The organism is Xanthomonas sp. NCPPB 3174, assembly GCF_056725205.1.
In genome coordinates this window covers 4,086,954-4,108,277 of record NZ_CM161517.1, presented here as the reverse complement: position 1 = coordinate 4,108,277, position 21,324 = coordinate 4,086,954, and the positions used below count along the sequence as shown (strand labels likewise).

Annotated in this window: 14 protein-coding genes; 12 read left to right on the top strand and 2 right to left on the bottom strand. The window is 70.1% G+C overall.

Going from position 1 to position 21,324, the window contains the following annotated elements; all coding sequences use genetic code 11:
- Positions 1 to 67: 67 nt before the first annotated feature.
- The 7 genes from ppc (at position 68) to AC1PK7_RS17670 (ending at position 12,007) form a co-directional block, all read left to right on the top strand.
- Entirely contained in the window at positions 68 to 2,782 is a 2,715-nt protein-coding gene (gene ppc / locus AC1PK7_RS17700) for a phosphoenolpyruvate carboxylase (RefSeq protein WP_481098988.1), read from the top strand.
- 82 nt (positions 2,783 to 2,864) lie between these two features.
- Entirely contained in the window at positions 2,865 to 3,440 is a 576-nt protein-coding gene (locus tag AC1PK7_RS17695) for a TetR/AcrR family transcriptional regulator (RefSeq protein WP_481098987.1), read from the top strand.
- A 59-nt stretch (positions 3,441 to 3,499) separates the two neighbouring features.
- Positions 3,500 to 4,480, top strand: a complete 981-nt coding sequence (locus tag AC1PK7_RS17690; RefSeq protein WP_481100925.1) for an Lnb N-terminal periplasmic domain-containing protein — start codon at positions 3,500 to 3,502, stop codon at positions 4,478 to 4,480.
- On the top strand, positions 4,477 to 6,420 hold the full coding sequence (locus tag AC1PK7_RS17685) for a lipase family alpha/beta hydrolase (protein WP_481098986.1): 1,944 nt from the start codon (positions 4,477 to 4,479) through the stop codon (positions 6,418 to 6,420). The genes AC1PK7_RS17690 and AC1PK7_RS17685 overlap by 4 nt, the downstream gene beginning before the upstream one ends.
- Before the next feature lie 447 nt (positions 6,421 to 6,867).
- Positions 6,868 to 9,582 carry a TonB-dependent receptor gene (locus AC1PK7_RS17680; RefSeq protein WP_481100924.1) on the top strand — a complete coding sequence of 905 codons (2,715 nt, stop codon included), beginning with the start codon at positions 6,868 to 6,870 and terminating at the stop codon, positions 9,580 to 9,582.
- Positions 9,583 to 9,668: 86 nt separating this feature from the next.
- A complete protein-coding gene (locus AC1PK7_RS17675; protein ID WP_481098985.1) occupies positions 9,669 to 10,745 on the top strand; it encodes a Ca2+-dependent phosphoinositide-specific phospholipase C in 1,077 nt (358 codons plus the stop codon).
- A 44-nt stretch (positions 10,746 to 10,789) separates the two neighbouring features.
- Complete coding sequence (locus AC1PK7_RS17670) at positions 10,790 to 12,007, top strand: histidine-type phosphatase (protein ID WP_481098984.1); 1,218 nt, start codon at positions 10,790 to 10,792, stop codon at positions 12,005 to 12,007.
- A gap of 377 nt (positions 12,008 to 12,384) precedes the next feature.
- On the opposite strand, the gene metK is transcribed toward AC1PK7_RS17670, so the two are convergent.
- The gene (gene metK / locus AC1PK7_RS17665) at positions 12,385 to 13,596 is read right to left on the bottom strand and encodes a methionine adenosyltransferase (RefSeq protein WP_242160694.1); all 1,212 of its coding nucleotides are present in this window, start codon (positions 13,594 to 13,596) and stop codon (positions 12,385 to 12,387) included.
- Between the two features lie 206 nt (positions 13,597 to 13,802).
- Between metK and olsF the strand changes: the two genes are divergently transcribed.
- The 3 genes from olsF to AC1PK7_RS17650 all read left to right on the top strand — a co-directional run bounded on the left by olsF (position 13,803) and on the right by AC1PK7_RS17650 (position 18,925).
- Positions 13,803 to 15,518 carry a bifunctional ornithine lipid synthase OlsF gene (gene olsF, locus AC1PK7_RS17660; protein ID WP_481098983.1) on the top strand — a complete coding sequence of 572 codons (1,716 nt, stop codon included), beginning with the start codon at positions 13,803 to 13,805 and terminating at the stop codon, positions 15,516 to 15,518.
- Complete coding sequence (locus AC1PK7_RS17655; protein ID WP_010342186.1) at positions 15,515 to 16,333, top strand: UDP-2,3-diacylglucosamine diphosphatase; 819 nt, start codon at positions 15,515 to 15,517, stop codon at positions 16,331 to 16,333. Before olsF ends, AC1PK7_RS17655 begins: the two co-directional genes overlap by 4 nt.
- A gap of 597 nt (positions 16,334 to 16,930) precedes the next feature.
- On the top strand, positions 16,931 to 18,925 hold the full coding sequence (locus AC1PK7_RS17650) for a tetratricopeptide repeat protein (protein WP_481098982.1): 1,995 nt from the start codon (positions 16,931 to 16,933) through the stop codon (positions 18,923 to 18,925).
- A 69-nt stretch (positions 18,926 to 18,994) separates the two neighbouring features.
- Here the strand turns inward: AC1PK7_RS17650 and AC1PK7_RS17645 are convergent, their stop codons facing one another.
- Entirely contained in the window at positions 18,995 to 19,381 is a 387-nt protein-coding gene (locus tag AC1PK7_RS17645) for a hypothetical protein (RefSeq protein ID WP_420007865.1), read from the bottom strand.
- A gap of 363 nt (positions 19,382 to 19,744) precedes the next feature.
- Here AC1PK7_RS17645 and AC1PK7_RS17640 point away from each other — a divergent pair, with 363 nt between their 5' ends.
- Positions 19,745 to 20,437: a hypothetical protein gene (locus AC1PK7_RS17640; protein WP_481098981.1), complete on the top strand. Its 693-nt coding sequence runs from the start codon at positions 19,745 to 19,747 to the stop codon at positions 20,435 to 20,437.
- Positions 20,438 to 20,631: 194 nt separating this feature from the next.
- The gene (locus tag AC1PK7_RS17635) at positions 20,632 to 21,324 is read left to right on the top strand and encodes a hypothetical protein (RefSeq protein WP_481098980.1); all 693 of its coding nucleotides are present in this window, start codon (positions 20,632 to 20,634) and stop codon (positions 21,322 to 21,324) included.

Sequence of the window (21,324 nt, the reverse complement as noted above, 5' to 3'; positions counted from 1 at the left end):
CGACGGGAGCGCGCGCCCTTTTCGGTTAGGCTTGCGGCGCCCCCACTGCCGAGCCATGCGTTTCCCGATGAACGAGTCCCGCAGCAGCATCGCCTTCGCCACGCCCGACCTTCCCTTACGCGACGACGTGCGCCGGCTCGGCGCCCTGGTGGGCGACCTGCTCGCCGAACAGGTCTCGGCGCAGTTCCTCGACGAGATCGAACGCATCCGCACCACCGCGATCGCCCGCCGCGAGCGCGCCGCGCCGCTGTCCTCGCTGAGCGAGCAACTCGCCGACCGCGCGCCGCGCGATGCCGAAGCGCTGGTGCGCGCCTTCAGTACCTATTTCCAGGTGGTCAACATCGCCGAGCGCGTGCACCGCATCCGCCGCCGCCGCGACTACCAGCGCAGCAGCGCCGACACGCCGCAGCCGGACGGCCTGCTCGACGCCTTGCGCCGGCTCAAGGCGCAGGGCGTCGGCATTGAGGAACTGCGCGACTGGCTGCCGCGCATCGACGTGGAGCCGGTGTTCACCGCGCACCCGACCGAGGCGGTGCGGCGCGCGCTGCTGGAGAAGGAACAGTTGATGGTGGCCAGCCTGGTCGACAACCTCGACGGCCTGCGCACCCCGGGCGAGCGCGCGACCGACGCGGCGCGCTTCCGCATGGCGCTGACCGCCTCGTGGCAGACCGCCGATTCCTCGCCGGTGCGCCCCACCGTGGAGGACGAGCGCGAGCACGTCGGCTTCTACCTGACCCAGGTGCTGTACCGGGTGATCCCGGTGATGTACGAGACCCTGGAGCACGCCATCGAGCAGACCTACGGGCAGGCGCTGCCCCTGCCGCGGCTGCTGCGCTTCGGCACCTGGGTCGGCGGCGACATGGACGGCAACCCCAATGTCGATGCCGCCACCATCACCGCCACCCTCGACGCGCAGCGACGCGCGGTGCTGGAGCGCTATCTGAAGGAGCTGTGGCAGCTGGCCAGCCTGCTCAGCCAGTCGACCACCCTGGTCGCGGTCAGCGCGCCGTTGCTGGAGCAACTGGAGCGCTATCGGCAACTGCTGCCGGAGGCCGCGGCGCGCTCGCGGCCGCGCCACGGCGACATGCCCTACCGGCTGCTCAACGATCTGATGCGCGCGCGCCTGCAGGCCACCCTGGACGATGCGCCGGGCGCCTATGCCGCGCCGGCCGAACTGGAAAGCGACCTGCAGTTGATCCTGGACAGCCTGCAGGCCAACAAGGGCCTGCACGCCGGCTGGTTCGCGGTGCGGCGCCTGCTGTGGCGGGTGCGCAGCTTCGGCTTCCACCTGGCGCGGCTGGACGTGCGCCAGGAATCCAGCGTGCACGCGCGCGCGGTCGCCGCGGCGCTGGACACGCAGGATTGGGATGCACGGGCGGTGGAGGAGCGCGCGCAGCTGCTCGGTCCCTATGCCGGCGGCGAGCAGGCCCTGCCGGCGGCCGACGACGAAGGCAACGCGCGGCTGGATGCGGTGTTCGCCGCGCTCGCCGATGCGCGCGCGCGACACGGCGCCGACGCGCTGGGCAGCTACATCATCTCGATGGCGCACGACCGCGCCGACGTGCTGACCGTGCTGGCGCTGGCGCGCCGCGGCGGCCTGGTCGATGCCGACGGCGCGGTGCCGCTGGACATCGTGCCGCTGTTCGAGACCGTGGACGACCTGCGCGGCGGCACCGCGACCCTGCGCGACCTGCTGGCCGATCCGGTCTACCGCCGCCACCTGGCCGCGCGCGACGACGTGCAGATGGTGATGCTCGGCTATTCCGACAGCGGCAAGGACGGCGGCATCGCTGCCTCGCGCTGGGGCCTGCAGCGCGCGCAGGTGGAACTGCTGGAGGCGGCGGCCGAACTGGGCATCCGCCTGACCTTTTTCCACGGCCGAGGCGGCTCGATCGTGCGCGGCGGCGGCAAGACCACGCGCGCGCTGGAAGCGGCGCCGCGCGGCAGCGTCGACGGGCGTCTGCGTGTGACCGAGCAGGGCGAGGTGATCCACCGCAAGTACGGCATCCGCGCGCTGGCGCTGCGTTCGCTGGAACAGATGACCGGCGCGGTGCTGCTGTCGAGCCTGCGCCCGCGTGCGGCCGATGCGCGCGAGGCCGGTTGGCGGCCGGTGATGGACCTGGTCGCCGAGCACAGCAGCCAGGCGTACCGCGGCTTCGTCGGCGATGCCGAGTTCATGCGCTATTTCCGCCTGGCCACGCCGATCGACGTGATCGAACGCATGACCCTGGGCTCGCGGCCGTCGCGGCGGCTCGGTCAGGATGCGGCGCTGTCCAACCTGCGGGCGATTCCCTGGGTGTTCGCCTGGAGCCAGGCGCGCGCGGTGATCCCGGGCTGGTACGGCGTGGGCAGCGGCCTGCAGGCGGCGGTGGATGCCGGCCACGAGGACGCGCTGCGCGCGATGGCCGCGGACTGGCCGTTCTTCCGCACCTTCCTCGACGACATCGCCATGGTCCTGTCCAAGGGCGACCTCAACATCGCCGAGATGTTCTCGCGCCTGTCCGGTCCGCTGCACGAACGCTTCTTCCCGCGCATCCGCGACGAACTGGCGCTGACCAAGGGCTGGGTGAAGGCGCTGACCGGCCAGGCCTCGCTGCTGCAGCACGACCCGCGCCTGGCCTTGTCGATCCGCCTGCGCAATCCCTACATCGACCCGATCAGCGTGCTGCAGGTGGACCTGCTGCAGCGCTGGCGCGCCACCGATGGCGAGGACGAAGACCTGCTGCGGGCGCTGGTGGCCTGCGTCAACGGCGTGGCCCAGGGCGTGCAGAACACCGGTTGAGGCTGGTGCCACAAGGCGCCGCCGGCCGCTGCCGGCGGCCGCCCGTCGCCACCCGCTTGCGGGCGGACAAAATTGTCCGATAATGCCGCGCATGGAGATGCGAGCCGATACCGCCCACCGCCGCCGCCTGTTGCTGGACGCCGCCGACGAGGTGTTCTGCACGCACGGCGTGCTGGCGCCGCTGGAACTGGTGGTGGAGCGCGCCGGCCTCGGCCGCGCCACCCTGTACCGTCATTTCGCCGACCGCACCGAGCTGATGGCGGCGCTGCTGGAACGCGGCCTGGACGGCCTGGAGGGCTGCGCGCGCGAGATCGGCACGCGGCCGGACGGGCTGTTCCTGCTGATGTACGACGTCGCCGAACACATCGCGATGTCGGCGCCGCTGGCCGACTATTGGCGGTCGATGCCGCGCGAGCATCCGATGATGGACGCGGCGCATACGCGGGCGATGGCGATCCTGCTGCCGTTCCTGCAGCGTGCGATCGCCGCCGGCCTGTGCCGTGCGGACCTGGGCGAGGACGACCTGGCCCTGGCGATGGACATGCTCGGCGCCTGCCAGCGCGGCAGCGACGAGAGCGAACGCAAGGCGCTGGCGCAACGCGGTTGCCGGCTGCTGTGCCACGCCCTGGCCACGCCCGCGGCGGCGGCGGACTTGTGAGCGCCGACAGCGCCGCACGCCGACGCGCCTGGCCGAGGCGGCTGGCGCGCGCGGTGGCGATGCTGGCGGTGCTGGCCGCCAGCCTGTGGGGCGCGCTGTTCCTGGCCTATCTGCCGCACACCGGCGCGGTGGTGCGCTACGGCTCGGCGCTGCTGTGGGCCGCGCTGGGCGGCGCGGCGCTGTGGGGCCTGCGCCATCCGCGCGAGTACCGCGTGCTGCCGCTGCTGTTCGCGCTCGGCTGCGCGGGCATGGCGGTGGGCTGGTCGGCGCTGCAGCCGCAGCAGAACCGCGACTGGGCCGACGATGTCGCGCAGTTGCTGGAGCCGCAGGTGGATGGGCAGGTGGTGACCCTGCACAACGTGCGCAACTTCGCCTGGCGCAGCGACCACGACTACACCCCGCACTGGGAGACGCGCCGCTACGACCTGGAGCGGCTGGCCTCGGCGGATCTGGCGCTGTCGTACTGGATGGGGCCGGCGATCGCCCACACGCTGGTCTCGTTCGGTTTCGACGACGGCCGCCGCGTGATGTTCTCGCTGGAGATCCGCAAGGAGCGCGACGAGGCGTTCTCGGCGCTGGCCGGGTTCTTCCGCAATTTCGAGCAGGTGATGGTGGCCGCCGACGAGCGCGACATCCTGGCGGTGCGCAGCAACGTGCGCGGCGAGGACGTGTACCTGTACCGGCTCAACCTCTCGCGCGTACAACTGCGCCAGCTGTTCCTGGGCTACGTGGCGCAGGCGCAGCAACTGCAGCGCACGCCGCGGTTCTACAACACCGCCACCAGCAACTGCACCACCATCGTGTTCGAGCTGGCGCGCAAGCTCGATCCCGCACTGCCGCTCGACATCCGCCTGCTGCTGTCCGGCTACCTGCCGTCCTACGTCTACGCGCAGCACGGCTTCGTGCCCGGCTACAGCCTGGCCACGCTGCGCCCGCGCGGCCGCATCGGCGCACGCGCGCGCGCGGCCGGCGCCGGCGCCGATTTCTCCACGCGCATCCGCGCCGGCATTCCCGGCGACGATCCCGCGGCTAGGCCATGACCCTGCGCGCACGTCTTGCGCGGCACGCGGGCGCCGCGCTGCTGGCTGCCGCGTTGCTGCTCGGCAGCGGCTGCGCGATGGTCAGCGTGCAGTCGCGCAGCGCCGCCGACTACATCGCCACCCAGCGCGGCGACGTGCTCAGCACCGGCAGGCTCAGCGATGCCAGCCTGGAGACGTTGCGCGTCCTCGCGCTCGATCCCAAGACCTGCGAGGCGGACGTTGCGGCCTGCGCCACGCAGCTGCGCGCATTGCAGGGGCTGGACCAGGAGCGGCGGCTGGCGACCCTGTCGGAGCTGTGGGTGCATGCGGCCAATGCGCGCACGCCGCGGCAGGCGGGGGCGCTGGACGATGCGACGCTGCAGGCGTGGCTGGAGGCCGCGCGCTACGCCTACTTGTTCTACACCCCGCGCCCGGCCAGCGCGCGCGCCTTCGAGGATCGGCAGACCCAGGTGCGCGACTACTACAACTATGCCGTGCAGCAGGCGGTCGGCGAACTGTTCCTGCGCTGGCGCGCCGGCAGCGCCAGCGGTGAGCTGCACGACGACGACGCGCTGCGCACGGCCGGCTGGCAGGTGCGCGCGGACATGGGCAGCTTCCGCCTGCCCGGCGGGGTGGCGCGGCCGGACGCGATGCTGCCGGCGTCGACGCTGCGCTTCGATGGCCTGCGCAGTACCTACCGGCGCGACGGCTTCGGCGCCGAACTGGTCGCGGAGATCGCGCCGGCCAAGGTCGGCGACCCGACCGCGGCGGCCGCCGCCAAGGGCGCGCCGGACCCGCACGCGCCAGCGTTCAGCGAAATGCCGTATGCGCCGACCACGGTGCTGCTGCGCTTCGACGGCGACAGCCTGACGCAGGTACTCGACACCCGCAGCGTGGTGGTCGCGCCCTACGATCCGTACCGCGACGGCGAGGTCGAGGTACACGGCCAGCGCCTGCCGCTGGCGGCCAACTTCACCGCCGCCTACGGCCTGTGGCTGGCCCGTGCCGGCTTCGCCCGGCAGTCGCTGCGCTCGATGCTCGGGCGCGGGGATGGCATCGACCAGCCGCATCTGTACCTGATGCAGCCGTACGATCCGGACCGACGCATCATCCTGATGCTGCACGGCCTGGCCAGCAGTCCCGAGGCATGGGTCAACGTCGCCAACGAACTGATGGGCGACGAGCAACTGCGCCGCCACTACCAGATCTGGCAGGTCTACTACCCGACCAACATGCCGATCGCCTGGAACCGCGCGCAGATCGCCACGCTGCTGCAGCAGACCCTGCGCCATTTCGATCCGCCCGGGCAGGCGCCGGCGTCGCAGCACATGGTCCTGATCGGCCACAGCATGGGCGGGGTGATCGGGCGCCTGCTGGTCAGCGATTCCGGCGACACGCTGTGGAACGACCTGATCGGCGCACGCACCGGCCGGCGCCCGCTGGACCCGCAGGCGCTGGCGCAGTTGCAGCCGCTGCTGCGCTTCGCGCCGTTGCCGGAGGTGGACCGCGCCATCTTCATCGCCGCGCCGCAACGCGGCACTACCTTCGCCGAAGGGCGGCTCGGGCGCCTGGCCGGGCGCCTGGTGCGCCTGCCGGTGACGCTGCTCGATCGCCTGAACACCTTGCTGCAGGGGATCGACGGCCCAGACGGCGCGCCGGTGCGCGTGCCCAACAGCATCGATAACCTGCGCGACACCGATCCGTTCGTGCGCGCGGCGGCGGATCTGCCGATCGCGCCGGCGGTGCGCTACCACACCATCATCGCCCGCCGCGATCCGGCGGTGCCGCTGGCTGCCTCCGACGATGGGCTGGTGCCGTACCGCAGTGCGCACCTGCCGGGCGCAGTCTCCGAACTGGTGATCACCTCGGGCCACAGCGTGCAGGAGACGCCGCAGGCGATCCTGGAGATCCGCCGCATCCTGCACGCGCAGTTGCAGGTCGACGCCACCGCGACGCGGTGACGATGCCCGCGACGGGCGGTTGCACGCGCGTCGTCGAGCGCGCCGAGGGCATCGCGTTGCCGCCGTGCACGCCCGGAGAGGCGCGATGCATCGCCGACGATCGCTTCGCGGCGCATCGGGCGGAAACACCTGACCCTTCGCCTTCTCCGCAGTGCCATACCCGCATCGCAGCGTCGACGACCCGCTGCAGTTGTGCCGAATTACGCAGGAAATGCGTCGAATCGTCCTTCGATGGTGGTCGATGACATCGTTGTCACGAAATTGCAGCCACCAACCCGAACAATGCGCGCCGCCGTGCACACGATCACGGCCTCTCTCCCCTCCATGCCCGGCCTGCGGCGCGTTCCGCTGGCTGCGCCTACGTTCGGATTTTTCATGTCGCACTCGATCCATCTTCAAAAACGCCTGTCACTGGCGATCGCCGCAGCGTTGCTCGGTGTCGCGCCGATGGCCTTGGCCCAGGCGCAGGATGCGCAGGAGACGCAGACCACCGCGTCCGACGCCAGCGCCAAGACCCTGGACAAGATCACCGTCGCCGTCACCCGCTACAACGCCGCGGACATGCAGATGGCCGCGACCAACACGGCCAACGTGCTGTCGGCCGAGGACCTGAAGTACACCGCCGTGCACAACATCGCCGAGGCGCTGGGCCTGCTGCCGGGCGTCAACGTGGTCAACACCGGGCAGTCGTACTTCGGCGGCGTCGACGGCGCCGCGCGCGGCGAGGGCATGTTCGCCTCGGTGCGCGGCCTCAACGCCGAGTACAACGTCAACCTGATCAACGGCGTCAACGTCGCCCAGGGCCTGCCCTACAGCCGCAGCGTGCAGCTGAGCCTGCTGCCGCCGTCGGGCCTGCAGACCATCGTGTTGAACAAGACCTCCACCGCGGCGATGGACGGCGACGCGATCGGCGGCACCATCGACTACCGCACCCCCAGCGGCTTCGACTACAGCGAGGCGATGGGCGGCAGCGTCACCGCCAGCGGGCGCATGGAAAGCCGTGCGCGCGACTACGGCGACAACGGCCTGGGCAAGGGCGCGGCCGGCGAATTCCACGCCAAGTTCGGCGCCGACAACCAGTTCGGCATCTACACCAGCGCGTACTACGACGAACGCCACTACGTGAACAGCGAAGTGGCCAACGCCGCCGCCTCGCGTGGCGACTGGAACAAGCGCTACTTCTCGCGCACCGACGCCAGCGGCCAGCCGGCGCCCGGCTACGATCCGCAGGACCTGCTGATGGCCACCGGCGCCAACATCGGCTATTCCGCAGGCGACACCACGCGCTACGGCGGCAACGTGTCCTTCGACTGGCACGTCGATCCGAGCCTGCAGCTGTACGCGCGCGCCACCTATGCCTACGCCAAGACCGAGCAGAACACCGGCTACACCCAACTGGTGCCGGCCAACGTGAGCCTTGCGCAGATCGGCACCACCGGCGTGTACCAGCCGCAGATCAACCGCGTGGCGGTGCGCTACTGGTACGAGACCAATCCGGAAGTGGCGGACCTGGCCACCTTCCAGTTCGGCGCCGACAAGCAACTGGGCAACTGGACGCTGTCGCCGAACCTGTTCTACAGCTACGGCGACAACGATCGCCCGGACCACGTGGAAATCTCCGCGCGGGTAGACCAGTACGCGTCCACCCAGTTTCCGTACGGCGGCGCCAGCACCTTCTCCGGCTACGACAGCGAAGGCTTCCCCAAGCCGCTGCTGACCCCGGCGATCCAGGCCCAGGCCAGCGACATCGGCAGCCTGTATGCGCGCCGCTACGGCCAGTTGACCAAGTCCTACAGCGGCCAGACCAAGGGCGGCGCCAAGTTCGACGTGCGCTACGACTTCGACCAGGGCGCGCTGAGCAACCTCCAGTTCGGCGTGAAGTACGTCGACAGCTCCCGCGACTTCACCTCGCGCGACTGGACCAACAGCAAGTTCACCGACGGCACCCTGCTGCGCGACACCGGCCTGGTGGTCGGCCAGTACGACTCGGTGTATCCGGGCAAGTACGCGTGGCCGACGGTCAAGCTCAGCAACGGCGGACTGAAGGCGATGATCGCCCAGCACCTGACCGCGGCCAGCTTCGACACCTGCGGCAGCCTGGCGATCAACAACCAGAACTGCGCGACCATGCGTGGCGACGAGGCAGTGACCTCGGCGTATGCGATGGCCACCTTCCGCACCGGCGACCTGGAGGTGATCCCGGGCGTGCGCTTCGAGCACACCAGTATCCGCAACACCTTCTGGACCATGCCCGAAGACGCCAAGGGCAACGAACTGCCCGGTTTCTTCAGCAGCAACCACACCAGCTACGACGTGCCGCTGCCGAGCGTGTTCCTGAACTACCGCCCCGGCGACGGCAGTGCGGTGTACCGCGCCTCGGTGTGGACCAGCTACACCCGGCCGGCGCTGGTGCAGCTCGGCGGTGGCGCCAACTACGACGTCTCCAGCGACGGCACCACGGTCATCACCGAGGGCAATCCGGACCTGAAGCCGATCAAGTCGCTCAACGTGGACCTGTCCGGCGAGTGGGACAACGGCCACGGCGGCCACGCGATGCTGGCCGGCTACTACAAGCGCCTGACCGACTACATCTACGAGAGCGGCTCGGATCCGGCCAACGCCGGGAGCAGCACCGGCGCCGGCAACGTGCGCTACGTGCGTCCGCAGAACGGCGGCGATGGCAAGGTGCTGGGCTTCGAGGCCGCGGTGCGGCAGACCTTGCAGGGCATGCCGGCACCGCTGGACGGCTTCGGCATCGGCGCCAACGTCACCCGCCAGACCACCCGCGTCGACCTGGGTATGGACGGCTTCCACGACGAGCGTATCCAGAACGCGCCGGACCTGATGGCCAACGCCGAGCTGTTCTACGAGAAGGGCCCGCTGTCGGTGAACCTGGCCTACCACTACTCCGGCGAATACGTCTCGGTGTACGACTACTACAACCGTGGCGCGACCTGGGACGACCTGTGGGTCAAGCCGATCACGCGCGTGGACCTGCACGTGGGCTACACCTTCAACGAGCACCTGCGCGCCGACCTGTCGGTGGCCAACCTCACCAACCGCCTGAGCTACTGGGCGCACGTGGGCCACAACAGCACCGCGATCTCCGACATCGTCGATGCCGGCCGCACCGCGCTGTTGAACGTGAAGTACACGTTCTGAAGCGGGCGCTTGCGCACGCTGGACGTCGCCACCCGTCGCACGGCCCTGTGCCGCGCGGCGGGTGGGGCGTTGCCGGCATCGCCGCGATGTTCGTCTGGCTGGCGCTGACGATCCTGCCGGGAATGGCGTGGTCGACAGAGGTGCCGGCGACGGTGCCGATCGACGGCCTGCGCCTGGACCAGGTGCAACTGCTCGGCTCGCACAACAGCTATCGGCCGGCGCCGACCGCGCAGGTGCGGCGGCGCCTGCAGGCGCACGACGCCGCCGAATGGCCGGCACTGGCCTATGGCCATCCTTCGCTGCAGGCCCAGCTCGCGCTGGGGCTGCGGCAACTCGAACTCGACGTGGCCGCCGATCCGCACGGCGGCCTGTATGCCGCGCCGTATGCGCGTGCCGATGCGGCGACCCGGGCCCGCATGCACGCGCCCGGCGCCAAGGTGCTGCACCAGCCGGGCCTGGACTACGCCAGCCATTGCCTGCGCTTCCGTGACTGCCTGGCGATCCTTGCCGCCTGGTCGCGCGCGCACCCGCGGCACACGCCGTTGGTGGTGCTGGTCAATGCGGTGGACTTCGATCCGGTGCCGGGCCTGTGGCCGTACCGTTCCGTCTTCGACGCTCACGACCTGGACGCGCTGGACCGCGACATCGCTGAGGTCGTGGGGCGTGCGCGCCTGATCGTGCCCGACGACGTGCGCGGCGACGCGCCGAGCCTGCGCGAGGCGGTGCTGGCGCATGCCTGGCCACGCGTGGCGCAGGCACGCGGCCGCCTGCTGTTCGTGCTCGACGGCAATCCGCGGCACGAGGCGCTGTATCGCCAGGCGCATCCGTCGCTGCGCGGTCGCATGATGTTCGGCTGGTACGCGCCGGACCAGCCGGAAGCCGCGGTGCTGTCGATCGAGGATCCGCTGGCCGAGGCGCCGCGGATCCGCGCGCTGGTGACGCAGGGCTTCGTGGTGCGCACCCGCGCCGATACCGACGGCCGCGAGGCGCGCGCGCACGACCGGCGCCGCGCACAGGCGGCGCTGGAGGCCGGCGCGCAATGGATCAGCACCGATTACTACGCCGGCGCGCCGGATCCGCAGCGGCTGGGCTATCGGCTCGGCATCGCCACGGGCCTGCACTGCGACCGGGTCACGGCCGCGTGCGGCGCGAGCGCACCGTGAGACTTTCCATGTTGGGGACGATGATGAAAACAGGTACGCGTTGGATGCTGTGGGTCGTGCTGCTGGTGGCGGCATTGGGCGCGCAGGCGCGGCCGGCGCCCAAGGCCGCGCCCGCGCTGCAGGTAGAAAAGGTGTGGATGCTGTTCCGCCACGGCGTGCGCGCGCCGCTGCCGGGCGAGGCCGCGGCCGCCGCGCTGGCGCCGCAGCCCTGGCCTGTATGGGACACGCCGCCGAGCCTGCTCACCGCGCACGGCCGCACCGCGGTGGAACGCAGCGGCGACTACACCCGGCAATGGCTGCTGCGCGATGGCGTGCTGCCGGCGCAGGGCTGCCCTGCGGACGGCACGGTCAGCATTTACGCCAACACCGACCAGCGCACCATCGTCAGTGCGCAGTTGCTCGCCGACACGCTGGCGCCCGGCTGCCATCTGCAGGCCGGCCATCAGGCCGAAGGCAGCGACGACCCGCTGTTCCGCCCGGTGGAAGCCGGCGCGGTGGAGTTCGATGCCGCCGCCGCAGTCGCATCGATCCAGCGGCAGACCGGCGGCCCGGGCGCGGTGCTGGCGCCGTATGCGCGCGAACTGCGCACCATGCAGGAGATCCTCGGCTGCGCGGAGCGCTGCGACTTCGTGCACATGCCCTCGTCGCTGACCGCGGGCGAGAACGGGCGCAGCCTGGCCCTGCACGGGCCGCTGGACCTGACCTCGGGCACGGCCGAGGTGTTCATCCTGCAGTACGCCGAAGGCATGCCGCTGGACCAGGTCGGCTGGGGCCGCGCGACGCCGGCGCGCATCGCTGCGGTGTCGCGCCTGCATGCCTTGCTGTTCGAGATCTACGCACGGCCGCAGTACATGGCCGCGCGCGCGGGCGCGCCGCTGGCGCACCGCCTGCTGGGCACGCTGGGCGCGAACGACGCGCCGCGGCTGAGCGTGCTGGTCGCCAGCGACACCCACATCGCCGCGCTCAGCGGTCTGCTCGACCTGCACTTCCAGTTGCCCGGCTTCGGCCGCGACGACGCGCCCCCGGGCGGCGCGCTGGTGGTGGAGCAGGTGCGCGATGCACGCAACGGCCAGCGCTACGTGCGCGTGCGCTACCAGGCGCAGTCGTTGGATCAACTGCGCGCGTTGACTCCATTGAGCCTGCGCCACCCGCCGCTGCTGCAGACCCTGCAGATCCCTGGGTGCAGCGACGCCGCGACCGGGCTGTGCCCGCTGCCGAAGTTCCAGTCGCTGCTGCAGGCGGCGCTGCAGCGGCGCGGCTGAGGCGGTTCTTCGCGCGTCTGCTTGTCCGCTCAGCGTAGGAGCGGCTTCAGCCGCGACAGGCGTTCCCAGGAATGCCCGTCGCGGCTGAAGCCGCTCCTACGGCGGACGGTGTGCTGACGCGTGGATGGATGACGCGTTGCCGGCAGTGCGATGCCGTGCCCTTTGCGTGCAGGCGACAACGATCTGCCGCTGATCCTGTAGGAGCGGCTTCAGCCGCGACGGGGCTGCGTCGTGACGCCCAGCCATCGCGGCGGTGGCGCCTACGACGGCGCATCCCGCGACAGCGTCTGCGTCGACGGTGCAGCACCACCCATCCCCCAAACGCAGAACGGGCCGCAATGCGGCCCGTTCCTTGTTGCAAGCGCGGGCAGGCCGGCTTACTTCAGCTTGGCGTCCGCGCGCAGCGCCTCGGCGCGGTCGGTCTTCTCCCACGAGAACGCGGTGGCCTGGTGCTGGGCGCCGGTGCCGTCGGTGTAGGTGAAGGCCTTCGGGGTGCGGCCGAAATGGCCGTACGAGGCGGTCTGCTGGTACATCGGGTGGATCAGGTCGAGCATCTGGATGATGCCGAACGGACGCAGGTCGAAATGCTTGCGGATCAGCTTCTCGATCTGCTCGTCGGCGATCTTGCCGGTGCCGAAGGTGGTGACCGAGATCGAGGTCGGCTCGGCCACGCCGATGGCGTAGGAGACCTGCACTTCGCAACGGTCGGCCAGGCCCGCGGCGACCACGTTCTTGGCGACGTAGCGCGCGGCGTAGGCGGCCGAGCGGTCGACCTTGGACGGATCCTTGCCGGAGAACGCGCCGCCGCCGTGGCGCGCCCAGCCGCCGTAGGTGTCGACGATGATCTTGCGCCCGGTCAGGCCGCAGTCGCCCACCGGCCCGCCGATCACGAACTTGCCGGTCGGGTTGATGTGGAACTTGGTGCCCTTGTGCAGCCACTTGGCCGGCAGCACCGGCTTGAGGATCTCCTCGCGCACGGCTTCGACCAGGTGCTTCTGCTTGATGTCCGGATCGTGCTGGGTGGATAGCACCACTGCGTCGATCGCGGTCGCCACGCCGTCTTCGTAGCGCAGGGTGACCTGGCTCTTGGCGTCCGGGCGCAGCCACGCCAGCGGCGAGTTCTTCTTCTTGCGCACCTTGGCCTGCTGTTCGACCAGGCGGTGCGACAGGTGGATGGCGGCCGGCATGAAGCTGTCGGTCTCGCGGGTGGCGTAGCCGAACATCAGGCCTTGGTCGCCAGCGCCCTGTTCTTCCGGCTTCTTGCGGTCCACGCCCTGGTTGATGTCCGGCGACTGCTTGCCGATCAGGTTGAGCACGCCGCAGGTCTCGCCGTCGAAACCGACGTCGGAGCTGTTGTAGCCGATGTCCAGGATCACCTTGCGGGTCAGCGCTTCCAGATCGATCCAGGCGCTGGTGGTGATCTCGCCGGCGACGATCGCCACGCCGGTCTTGACCAGCGTTTCGCAGGCCACGCGCGCGCGCTTGTCCTGGGTCAGGATCGCGTCGAGCACCGCATCGGAGATCTGATCGGCGATCTTGTCCGGGTGGCCTTCGGAGACCGACTCGGAGGTGAAGAGATAGCTGGACATCGCGGCTATATCCTTGTATTCGGATGAAAAGATGGAGGCGAATGATACACGGGCGCCGGGCGGCGTGCATGATGCCCGGGGCGGACGTTGCCCAAGGTTAACCGGTTGGCGCGCCACGGTGCGTCCGTCACCTTGCCGTAGCCAGATTGCAAGATCGGTGTCGCCGCCGCGGCCGAAGCTGTGCGCAGTCAGCAAGGGGGCTTGCCGTGCTCGCACTCGAACGCCGTCTTCAGGACCGCTACCCACACTGGTTTGCCGGACGCCGCTCGCGGCTGGTCCGGCCATTGCTGCGTGGTCTGCAGAAATGGTCGGGACTGGACGCGCTGGACGCGTTCCTGGAGGCCAACCGCGACCTGCGTGGGTTCGCCCTGGTCCAGGCCGGACTGGATTTCCTGCAGGCCCGCTACGTGGTCGCACCGACCGCCGCCGAATGCATCCCGGCGCGCGGGCGCCTGCTGATCGTCGCCAATCATCCCTCCGGCGCGCTGGATGCGCTGGCCCTGCTGGACTGCGTGGGCCAGGTGCGGCGCGACGTGAAGATCGTCGCCAACGATTTCCTGTGGGCGCTGGAAGGCCTGCGCGACCTGCTGCTGCCGGTGCGCATCCTCGGTGGCGCGCCGTCGCCGGCCAGCGTGCGCGCGATCGAGCAGGCGCTGGCACAGGAGCAATGTGTGATCGTGTTCCCGGCCGGCGAGGTCTCGCGGCTGGGCTGGGGCGGCGTCGCCGACGGGCGCTGGCGCCGCGGCTTCCTGCGCTTCGCCCTGCGTACCGCCGCGCCGGTGCTGCCGGTGCGTATCCATGCGCGCAACTCGGCGCTGTTCTACGGTGCTTCGGCGCTGTTCAAGCCGGCCGGCACGGCGCTGCTGGCGCGGGAGATGTTCGCCCGCCGCGAGCGCCGCATCGCGCTCAGCCTGGGCCGCGCCCGCGCGCTGCCGCAGGACCTGCCCGAAGCCGACCTGATGCGGCGCCTGCGCAGCGAACTGTATGCGCTCGGCCGCAGCGGTGGGCAGGCCGCGCCGAGCGAGGAGGCGCTGGTCGCCGCCGAGGACCCGGCGCAACTGGCGGTGGAAGTGGCCGGCCTGCGCAGCCTCGGCCACACGCTTGACGGCAAGCAGATCCGCGTCGGCCGGCTGCGCGCCGGCTCGGCGCTGCTGCGCGAGATCGGCCGCCTGCGCGAGCTCACCTTCCGCGCGGTGGGCGAGGGCACTGGCCGGCGCCTGGACCTGGACGACTACGACACCTGGTACGAACACATCGTGCTGTGGGACGGCGCCGCCACGCGCGTCGTCGGCGCGTATCGGGTCGCCCGCGGCGCGCCGGTGCTGGCCGAACGCGGCCTGGCCGGCTTCTACACCGCCGAACTGTTCCGCTACGGCGAGGCCATGCTGCCGCGCATCGCCGCGGGCATGGAGCTGGGCCGCAGCTTCGTGGTGCCCGACTACTGGGGCAGCCGCAGCATCGATTACCTGTGGCAGGGCATCGGCGCCTATCTACAGGACCATCCGCAGGTGCGATACCTGTTCGGCGCGGTGTCGATCAGCGCCGCGCTGCCGTACGAAGCGCGCGAGCAGATCGTGGCCTACTACGCGCGCTACTACGGCGACGCCAGCGGCGAAGCCGCCTCGGCGCGGCCGTTCCCGTATCCGGAAGCGCCGCCGGCGTTCGACGAACTGGATGCCGACACCGCTTTCAAGGTGCTCAAGGGCAACCTCGACGCGCTGGGCGCGGCGGTGCCGATGCTCTACAAGCAGTACACCGATCTGTGCGAGCCCGGCGGTGCGCGCTTCCTCGCCTTCGGCGTGGACCCGGCGTTCAACGACGCCGTCGACGGCCTGATCGAACTGGATCTGCAGCGCATCCGCAGCAAGAAGCGCGCGCGCTACCTCGAACGTCCCCGCAACGAAGCAGAGGTGGTGGCATGAGTCCGCTCAACAGCCTGGCGCCGCGCCGCGCGGTGTTCGTCTCCGATGTGCACCTGGGCGCGCCGCATTGCCATGCGCGCGAGCTGGCCGACTTCCTCGGCGGCCTGCATTGCGACCAGCTGTACCTGGTCGGCGACATCGTCGACTTCTGGTGGATGGCCCAACGCCGCGCAGTGTGGGGCGCCGCGCACCAGCGCGTGGTCGATGCGCTGCACGCGCTGGCCCGCGGCGGCACCGAACTGATCTACGTGCCGGGCAACCACGACCGGCCGATCCGCCGCTTCTGCGGACTCGCACTGCCGGCCATGCAGGTGCGTCGGCGCGCGGTGCACGCCACCGCCGACGGACGCCGCCTGCTGGTGGTGCACGGCGACGACTACGACAGCGTGACCCAATTCGGTGGCCTGCAGGAGAAGTTCGGCGACTGGCTGTACTACCGCATCCTCACCGGCAATCAGCTGACCAACCGCGTACGCCGCCGCCTGGGCATGCGTTACTGGTCGCTGGCCGACTACCTGAAGCGGCAGAGCAGCGCCGCCGAGCGCTACATCGAGCGCTTCGTCGCCGCCGGCTTGGATGACGCGCGCCGCCGCGGCCTGGACGGGGTGATCTGCGGCCACGTGCACCGCGCCGGGCTGTTCGAACGCGACGGCCTGGTCTACGCCAACGACGGCGACTGGGTGGAAAACCTCACCGCGCTCGCCGAGGAGGCCGACGGCACGCTGCGCCTGCTCTCGCACCGCGGCGAGGTGCTGCGCGAACTGCCGCCGCGCCTGCGGCTGGTGCAGGAGAACGCCTGGCCGCGCGCGGCCTGAAGCTGCCAGTCCGTCCGGGATGGCCCCGCATTCCCGGGCGAGCGCGCCTGGGAATGTCCTGCACGTCCGGTGTTTTAGAGACCGACGCCGCGCACACGACCGCATCGGTTCGCGGACGTCGTGGACGGAAGCGTAGAACCGAGCGTGACGCGCATTCCACGGTGATCGAACGCCGCACGCGCGGCTGCCGCGTCTGCTTGCCCGGCCTTCGTCGCATCGGGTCTACTGCATTGCGTCGGAGCGGCACGCCCGGGCAGGTGTCGATGTTCGAGCCCGGTCGCCGCACCGCGCGATATCGCTGCGGTGCAACGATGCCGTGGTTCGGTCAGCGGTTCTGGAGTCGTGGAGAACGTGAAACCAGGGAAGGCATGGTGTGGCTGGTCGCTGCGATCCGCATGGACCTGGTTGCGCCCGGGATGGTCTACGTGTTCCGGCCATCTGCTGCATGCCTGCGCTGCTGCGGCATGCGCTCGGCAGCGGGTACGCCCTGGCGTCGTCTGTTTGGGCCTGCTGCTTGCGACGAGTGCAACAGCCATCGCGCAGAACACGGTCTACGGCTGCACGGATGCCGAAGCCCCCCGCACACTTCCGGATGCGATGCTGTGCGTGCAGCAGGCCGGTCTGTCGACCTCGCGCGCAGCCGGCGACACGCGCGTGGGCGCGCTGTTCGCGCGTGCCAAGGAGCAGCTCGACGGCGGCCGTTTCGATGCCGCCGAGCAGGCGTTGGATTGCGCCGAGGCCAACATCGGCGATGCCGGCGATGCGCGATCGCGCTACGAGCTCACCCGCCGCCGCGGCATTCTCGATTTCCGCCGCGAACGCCTGCCGCAGGCGCTGGCGCGCTTCGAGTGCGCGGCCGCGCTGTCCCGCTCGCTGCACGACCGTGCCGGCGAGGCGCGCGATCTGAACAACGTCGGTGCGGCGCTGCGCCGGCTTGGCGATTTCCGCGGCGCCCTGCGCAACCTGACGTTGAGCCTGGAACTGCAGCGCGCGCGCGGCGCGGCGTCGGCCTCGGTGCTCACCAATATCGCCGACGTGTATCGCGAACTGCGCGAGCCCGACACCGCGATGCGCTACTACCGCGACGCGCTGGCCGCCAACCGCGCGCAGGGCGACGCCATCGAGGCCGCGCATGTGCAGGAAACCATGGCCGAGCTGGCGCTCGACAGTGGCGACACGGCGCAGGCGCTGGCCTGGTTGCAGGAGGCCCTGGCCGTGTACCGCGCGCAGGGCCACCGGGTGTACGAACTGCGCGTGCACGATGGTCTGATCCGCGCGGCACTGGCGCTTGGCGACGTGGCGCAGGCGCAGCGCTGGAGCTCCAGCGCGCTGGCGCTGGCCGAGGCATGGGCGCTGCCGTTGCCGTCTGCATTGCAGCTGCAACTGGCGCGGACGGCCCGGCTCGAAGGCAACGCCGCGGCCGCCGCGGCCCGCCTGCGCGCGGCACTGACGGCGGCCGCCAGTGGCGATCCGGTGCGGGTACCGCTGCTGGAGGAACTGGCGCGGCTGCAGGAAGGCAGTGGCGATACGGTGGCCGCCATCGCCACGCTGCGGCGCGCGAACGCGGAAGCTGCCGCGCTGGTGCGCGCGCAGCACGACCGCCAACTGGATTGGTTGCGGGTCCGTTTCGATACCGCCGAAAAGCAGAGCACCATCGATGCCCTGCAGAGCGAAAACCGCCTGCGCCAGGTCCAACTGCGTCAACGCACGCTGTTGCTGTGGCTGGCGCTGGTGTCCGGCGTCGCCGCCGTGCTCGGCGTATGGCTGTGGTGGCAGCGTCGCCGGCAGCGCGAGCGCGTGTTGCAGGCCGCGCAGCAGGTCCGCCACGAAGAGCAGCTCGCGCGCTATCGGCGCGAGGCCGATGCCCTGGCCGAGGATCGCAGCCTGCTGCAGACCTTGCTCGACAGCCGCGAGGATGCGTTGTGCCTGCTCGATGCCGAAGGCCAGGTGCTGGCCACCAATCGTGCCGGCCGCCTGCTGCTTGGCGGCGCGGACGATGCCGAAGCGGTGGGACAGGCGGTGTTCGCCCTGGTTGCCGAGAGCGACCGTCCGGCCTTGCAGGCGGCGCTGGAGCGGATGGAGGACAGCGCTGCGCAGCGCCTCGAGGTCGTGGCGCGACCCGGCACGCCGCTCGCCGCCACCCTCGCGCCCTGGCAGGGCGGCGACGGCCTGGTCGTGCTCGCCCTGCAGGAGCGCGACCGTGGCGCGGCGTCGGACGCCGCGCAGGCCGAGGCCGTGCCAGAGGCGGCCGCCGCGCCTGCGTTGCGCGACGCGTTCCGGCGCGCGCTGGTCGACTTGATGCTGGCGGTCATCGACACCTGGGAGCGCGCCACGGCGACCGGTCGGCTGGAGTTGGCCGAGCGCAGCCGGATCTGGCGCGTCAACATCGACGACGGCCGCCTGCGTGCGCGGGCGATGGAGCGCTACCTGACGGTCTCCAAATTGCCCAGCAACCCGCGCTGGCGCGACGTGCTGCGCTCGGCCTATTTCGTGCTCGCGCACTGCGAGGGACTCTCGGCAGAGGCACGCGCGGCCTTGCAGTCGCGGATCGACACGGTGCTGGCCTACACCCGCCGGGATGCGCTCGGCTGAGCAAGCCCGGCACTTCTGCTGCCGGCGATCGTCGGCTGCGCTAACCGGCGCGCGCGCCTGCATGGTGCGTCAGCGCCCGCGCTTGGCCGGGCAGACCACGCACGCGCCCTTCAGGCCGTGTTCCATGCGGTAGCTGCTGTGGTGGTCGCGTGCGAGAAAGGTCGTCGGGCCGAGCACGATGGGCTTGGCCGATCGCGACGGCGCCACCACCTCGCAATAGGCGGCGATGGTGTTCAGCGTGTTCGTGTACGGCTCGTGGCTGTCGACCACCCCGCACTTGTCCATCGTCTGCCGCAACTGTGCGCCGTCGAAGTCGAACTTCACCACGACCTCCGGTTCCTGGTCCTGCTCCAGGCACCAGTCCGGCGGCAGGGTGTCGTGGCCGTGGGCGGCCAGGGGCAGGGCAAGCAGCACCGCGACGAGGGCGGCATGAAAGAGGGAACGGTGGGTGGGCATCGGAACCTCGCAACGCGCAGAGAAGAGACCTGCAGCCTACGAATGGCGGCGGTGCGGATTCCAGCGCATCCGCGGGTATAGATCGGGAATAAATCCACCTAAGGCCTTGATTTTTCGGCCGTGGCATCCGTGCCGCAGGCGCGAGGCGCGCCCCTGTGCAGTCGCCCCGCCTGTCACGGCGTCGCGAATCCGACCCGGTTCGTTCCGTGGGCGGCCCGGCTTCGCCCTCGTGCCACGCCGACGCGCTGCCTAGCCTGGAATCGCCGGATCGCAGCGTCTGCCGATGCGGCGGTGGCCATCCCCCGGGGGCGATCCACGCACCCCAGCCATCTCCAATCCCTTCCATATAGCGAGAGAACGCTCATGAAGAAGAAGTTCCTTGTCGCAACCGCCCTGCTGGTGGGCAGTGTCGTCGGCGCCCCTGCGCTGGCGGCCGAAAACCCGGTCGACCAGGCCGGCATCCAGCACAACATGTACTTGGGCTGCCTGATGGACCTGAACGCCACGGCCGAAGACGCGCTGACCCTGCTGGTCAAGAAGTGCGGCTATGCCCCCGGTGTGCCGCTGGAACGCTTCGTCGCCACGCAGCAGCCCATCATCGACGCGATCGACCCGACCCGGCCGATGACCGAGAACCTGCCCGGGCTGCGTCAGCAGCTCAGTGCCTACGAATACTCGTTCATCGTGCGCATGGACCAGATCGTGCAGAACGCCGAGGATCTGGATTCGGCAGCGCTGCAGTTCGAGGAACTGGAGCGGGAAGCCATCGCGCGGCTCGATCCCAAGTCGAAGAATGGCGCGCTGATCCTGGGCGGGATGAGCGTGGCCAGGCACTCCACCCAGTACTGGTCCAAGCACGCGGCCGAGAGCGGCGATGGTGTCACGGCGAAAGGACGTTTCTGGAAATGGTTGGCTGTCATCGCAGTGGATGTCCTTGGCTATTTTGCTTCCAATGAGAACGTCGGCACATCGGCCTCGGCCTCCAACCAGGCGCATGGTGCGATCTTCGGTACGACGACTCCGACTCCGACTCCGACTCCCAATCCGCAACCGTGAGCCGATCCATCTGCTCGCCAGTCTTTGGGAATCCCGACCTGAGCGGGCACGTAGAAGGGGAAGGCGCCCGGTGGGCGTCTTCCCGTGCCGCATCGCGCTGACTGCCGGTGCGCCAGTGGTTGCCTTGCCGGGCCCTGCGCAGGAACGCCTGGGCACCTGGCCACCTGCTACCCCTCCATTTCACGAGAATGTCCATGAACAAAAGACTTTTTGCAATGACCGCCGTCCTTCTGGCCGGCAGTGCCTTCGGTGCCTTCCCCGCGCTGGCGGCCGAGAACCCGGTCGACCAGGCCGGCATCCAGCACAACATGTACCTGGGCTGCCTGATGGAGACCAACGCCTCGCCCGCAGATGCCCTTGCCGTGTTGGTGGAAAAGTGCGGCTATAACCCCGGCATGCCGTTGGAGCGCTTCATCGCCACGCGGCAGCCCATGGTGGACGCGATCGACCCGACCCGACCGATGACCGAGAACCTGGCTGGACTGCGCCAGCAGCTTAGCGCCTACGAATTCTCGTTCATCGTGCGCATGGACCAGATCGTGCAGAACGCCCAGGACCTGGACGCGGCGGCGGTGCAATTCGAGGAATTGGAACGGGAAGGCATCGCGCGGCTCGATCCCAAGTCGAAGAACGGCGCGCTGGTCCTGGGCGGGCTGAGCGTGGTCAGACACTCCACGCGCTACTGGTCCAAATTTGCGGCCGACACCACATCGAGACAGGCTGCGCCTCCGCACACGGGCTGGGCGATGGTTGCAGCGAGTGATGCGGTGGGCTACTTCCTCTTTGGTGACAGCGAAATGGCGTCAGGCATGTCGTTTCTGGCCTTTGGCATCCTCCTTTCTGAAGGATATTTCCCACTTTACGCATCCCAAGAGTCTTCTCCATGA

Coding starts and splice junctions, on each gene's coding strand:
- AC1PK7_RS17650 (WP_481098982.1), top strand. CDS start 16,931: ATGCTGTGCGTGCAGCAGGCCGGTCTGTCGACCTCGCGCGCAGCCGGC.
- AC1PK7_RS17635 (WP_481098980.1), top strand. CDS start 20,632: ATGAACAAAAGACTTTTTGCAATGACCGCCGTCCTTCTGGCCGGCAGT.
- AC1PK7_RS17680 (WP_481100924.1), top strand. CDS start 6,868: ATGGCCTTGGCCCAGGCGCAGGATGCGCAGGAGACGCAGACCACCGCG.
- ppc (WP_481098988.1), top strand. CDS start 68: ATGAACGAGTCCCGCAGCAGCATCGCCTTCGCCACGCCCGACCTTCCC.
- AC1PK7_RS17655 (WP_010342186.1), top strand. CDS start 15,515: ATGAGTCCGCTCAACAGCCTGGCGCCGCGCCGCGCGGTGTTCGTCTCC.
- AC1PK7_RS17640 (WP_481098981.1), top strand. CDS start 19,745: ATGAAGAAGAAGTTCCTTGTCGCAACCGCCCTGCTGGTGGGCAGTGTC.
- AC1PK7_RS17685 (WP_481098986.1), top strand. CDS start 4,477: ATGACCCTGCGCGCACGTCTTGCGCGGCACGCGGGCGCCGCGCTGCTG.
- AC1PK7_RS17695 (WP_481098987.1), top strand. CDS start 2,865: ATGCCGCGCATGGAGATGCGAGCCGATACCGCCCACCGCCGCCGCCTG.
- AC1PK7_RS17690 (WP_481100925.1), top strand. CDS start 3,500: ATGCTGGCGGTGCTGGCCGCCAGCCTGTGGGGCGCGCTGTTCCTGGCC.
- metK (WP_242160694.1), bottom strand. CDS start 13,596: ATGTCCAGCTATCTCTTCACCTCCGAGTCGGTCTCCGAAGGCCACCCG.
- AC1PK7_RS17645 (WP_420007865.1), bottom strand. CDS start 19,381: ATGCCCACCCACCGTTCCCTCTTTCATGCCGCCCTCGTCGCGGTGCTG.
- AC1PK7_RS17675 (WP_481098985.1), top strand. CDS start 9,669: ATGTTCGTCTGGCTGGCGCTGACGATCCTGCCGGGAATGGCGTGGTCG.
- AC1PK7_RS17670 (WP_481098984.1), top strand. CDS start 10,790: ATGCTGTGGGTCGTGCTGCTGGTGGCGGCATTGGGCGCGCAGGCGCGG.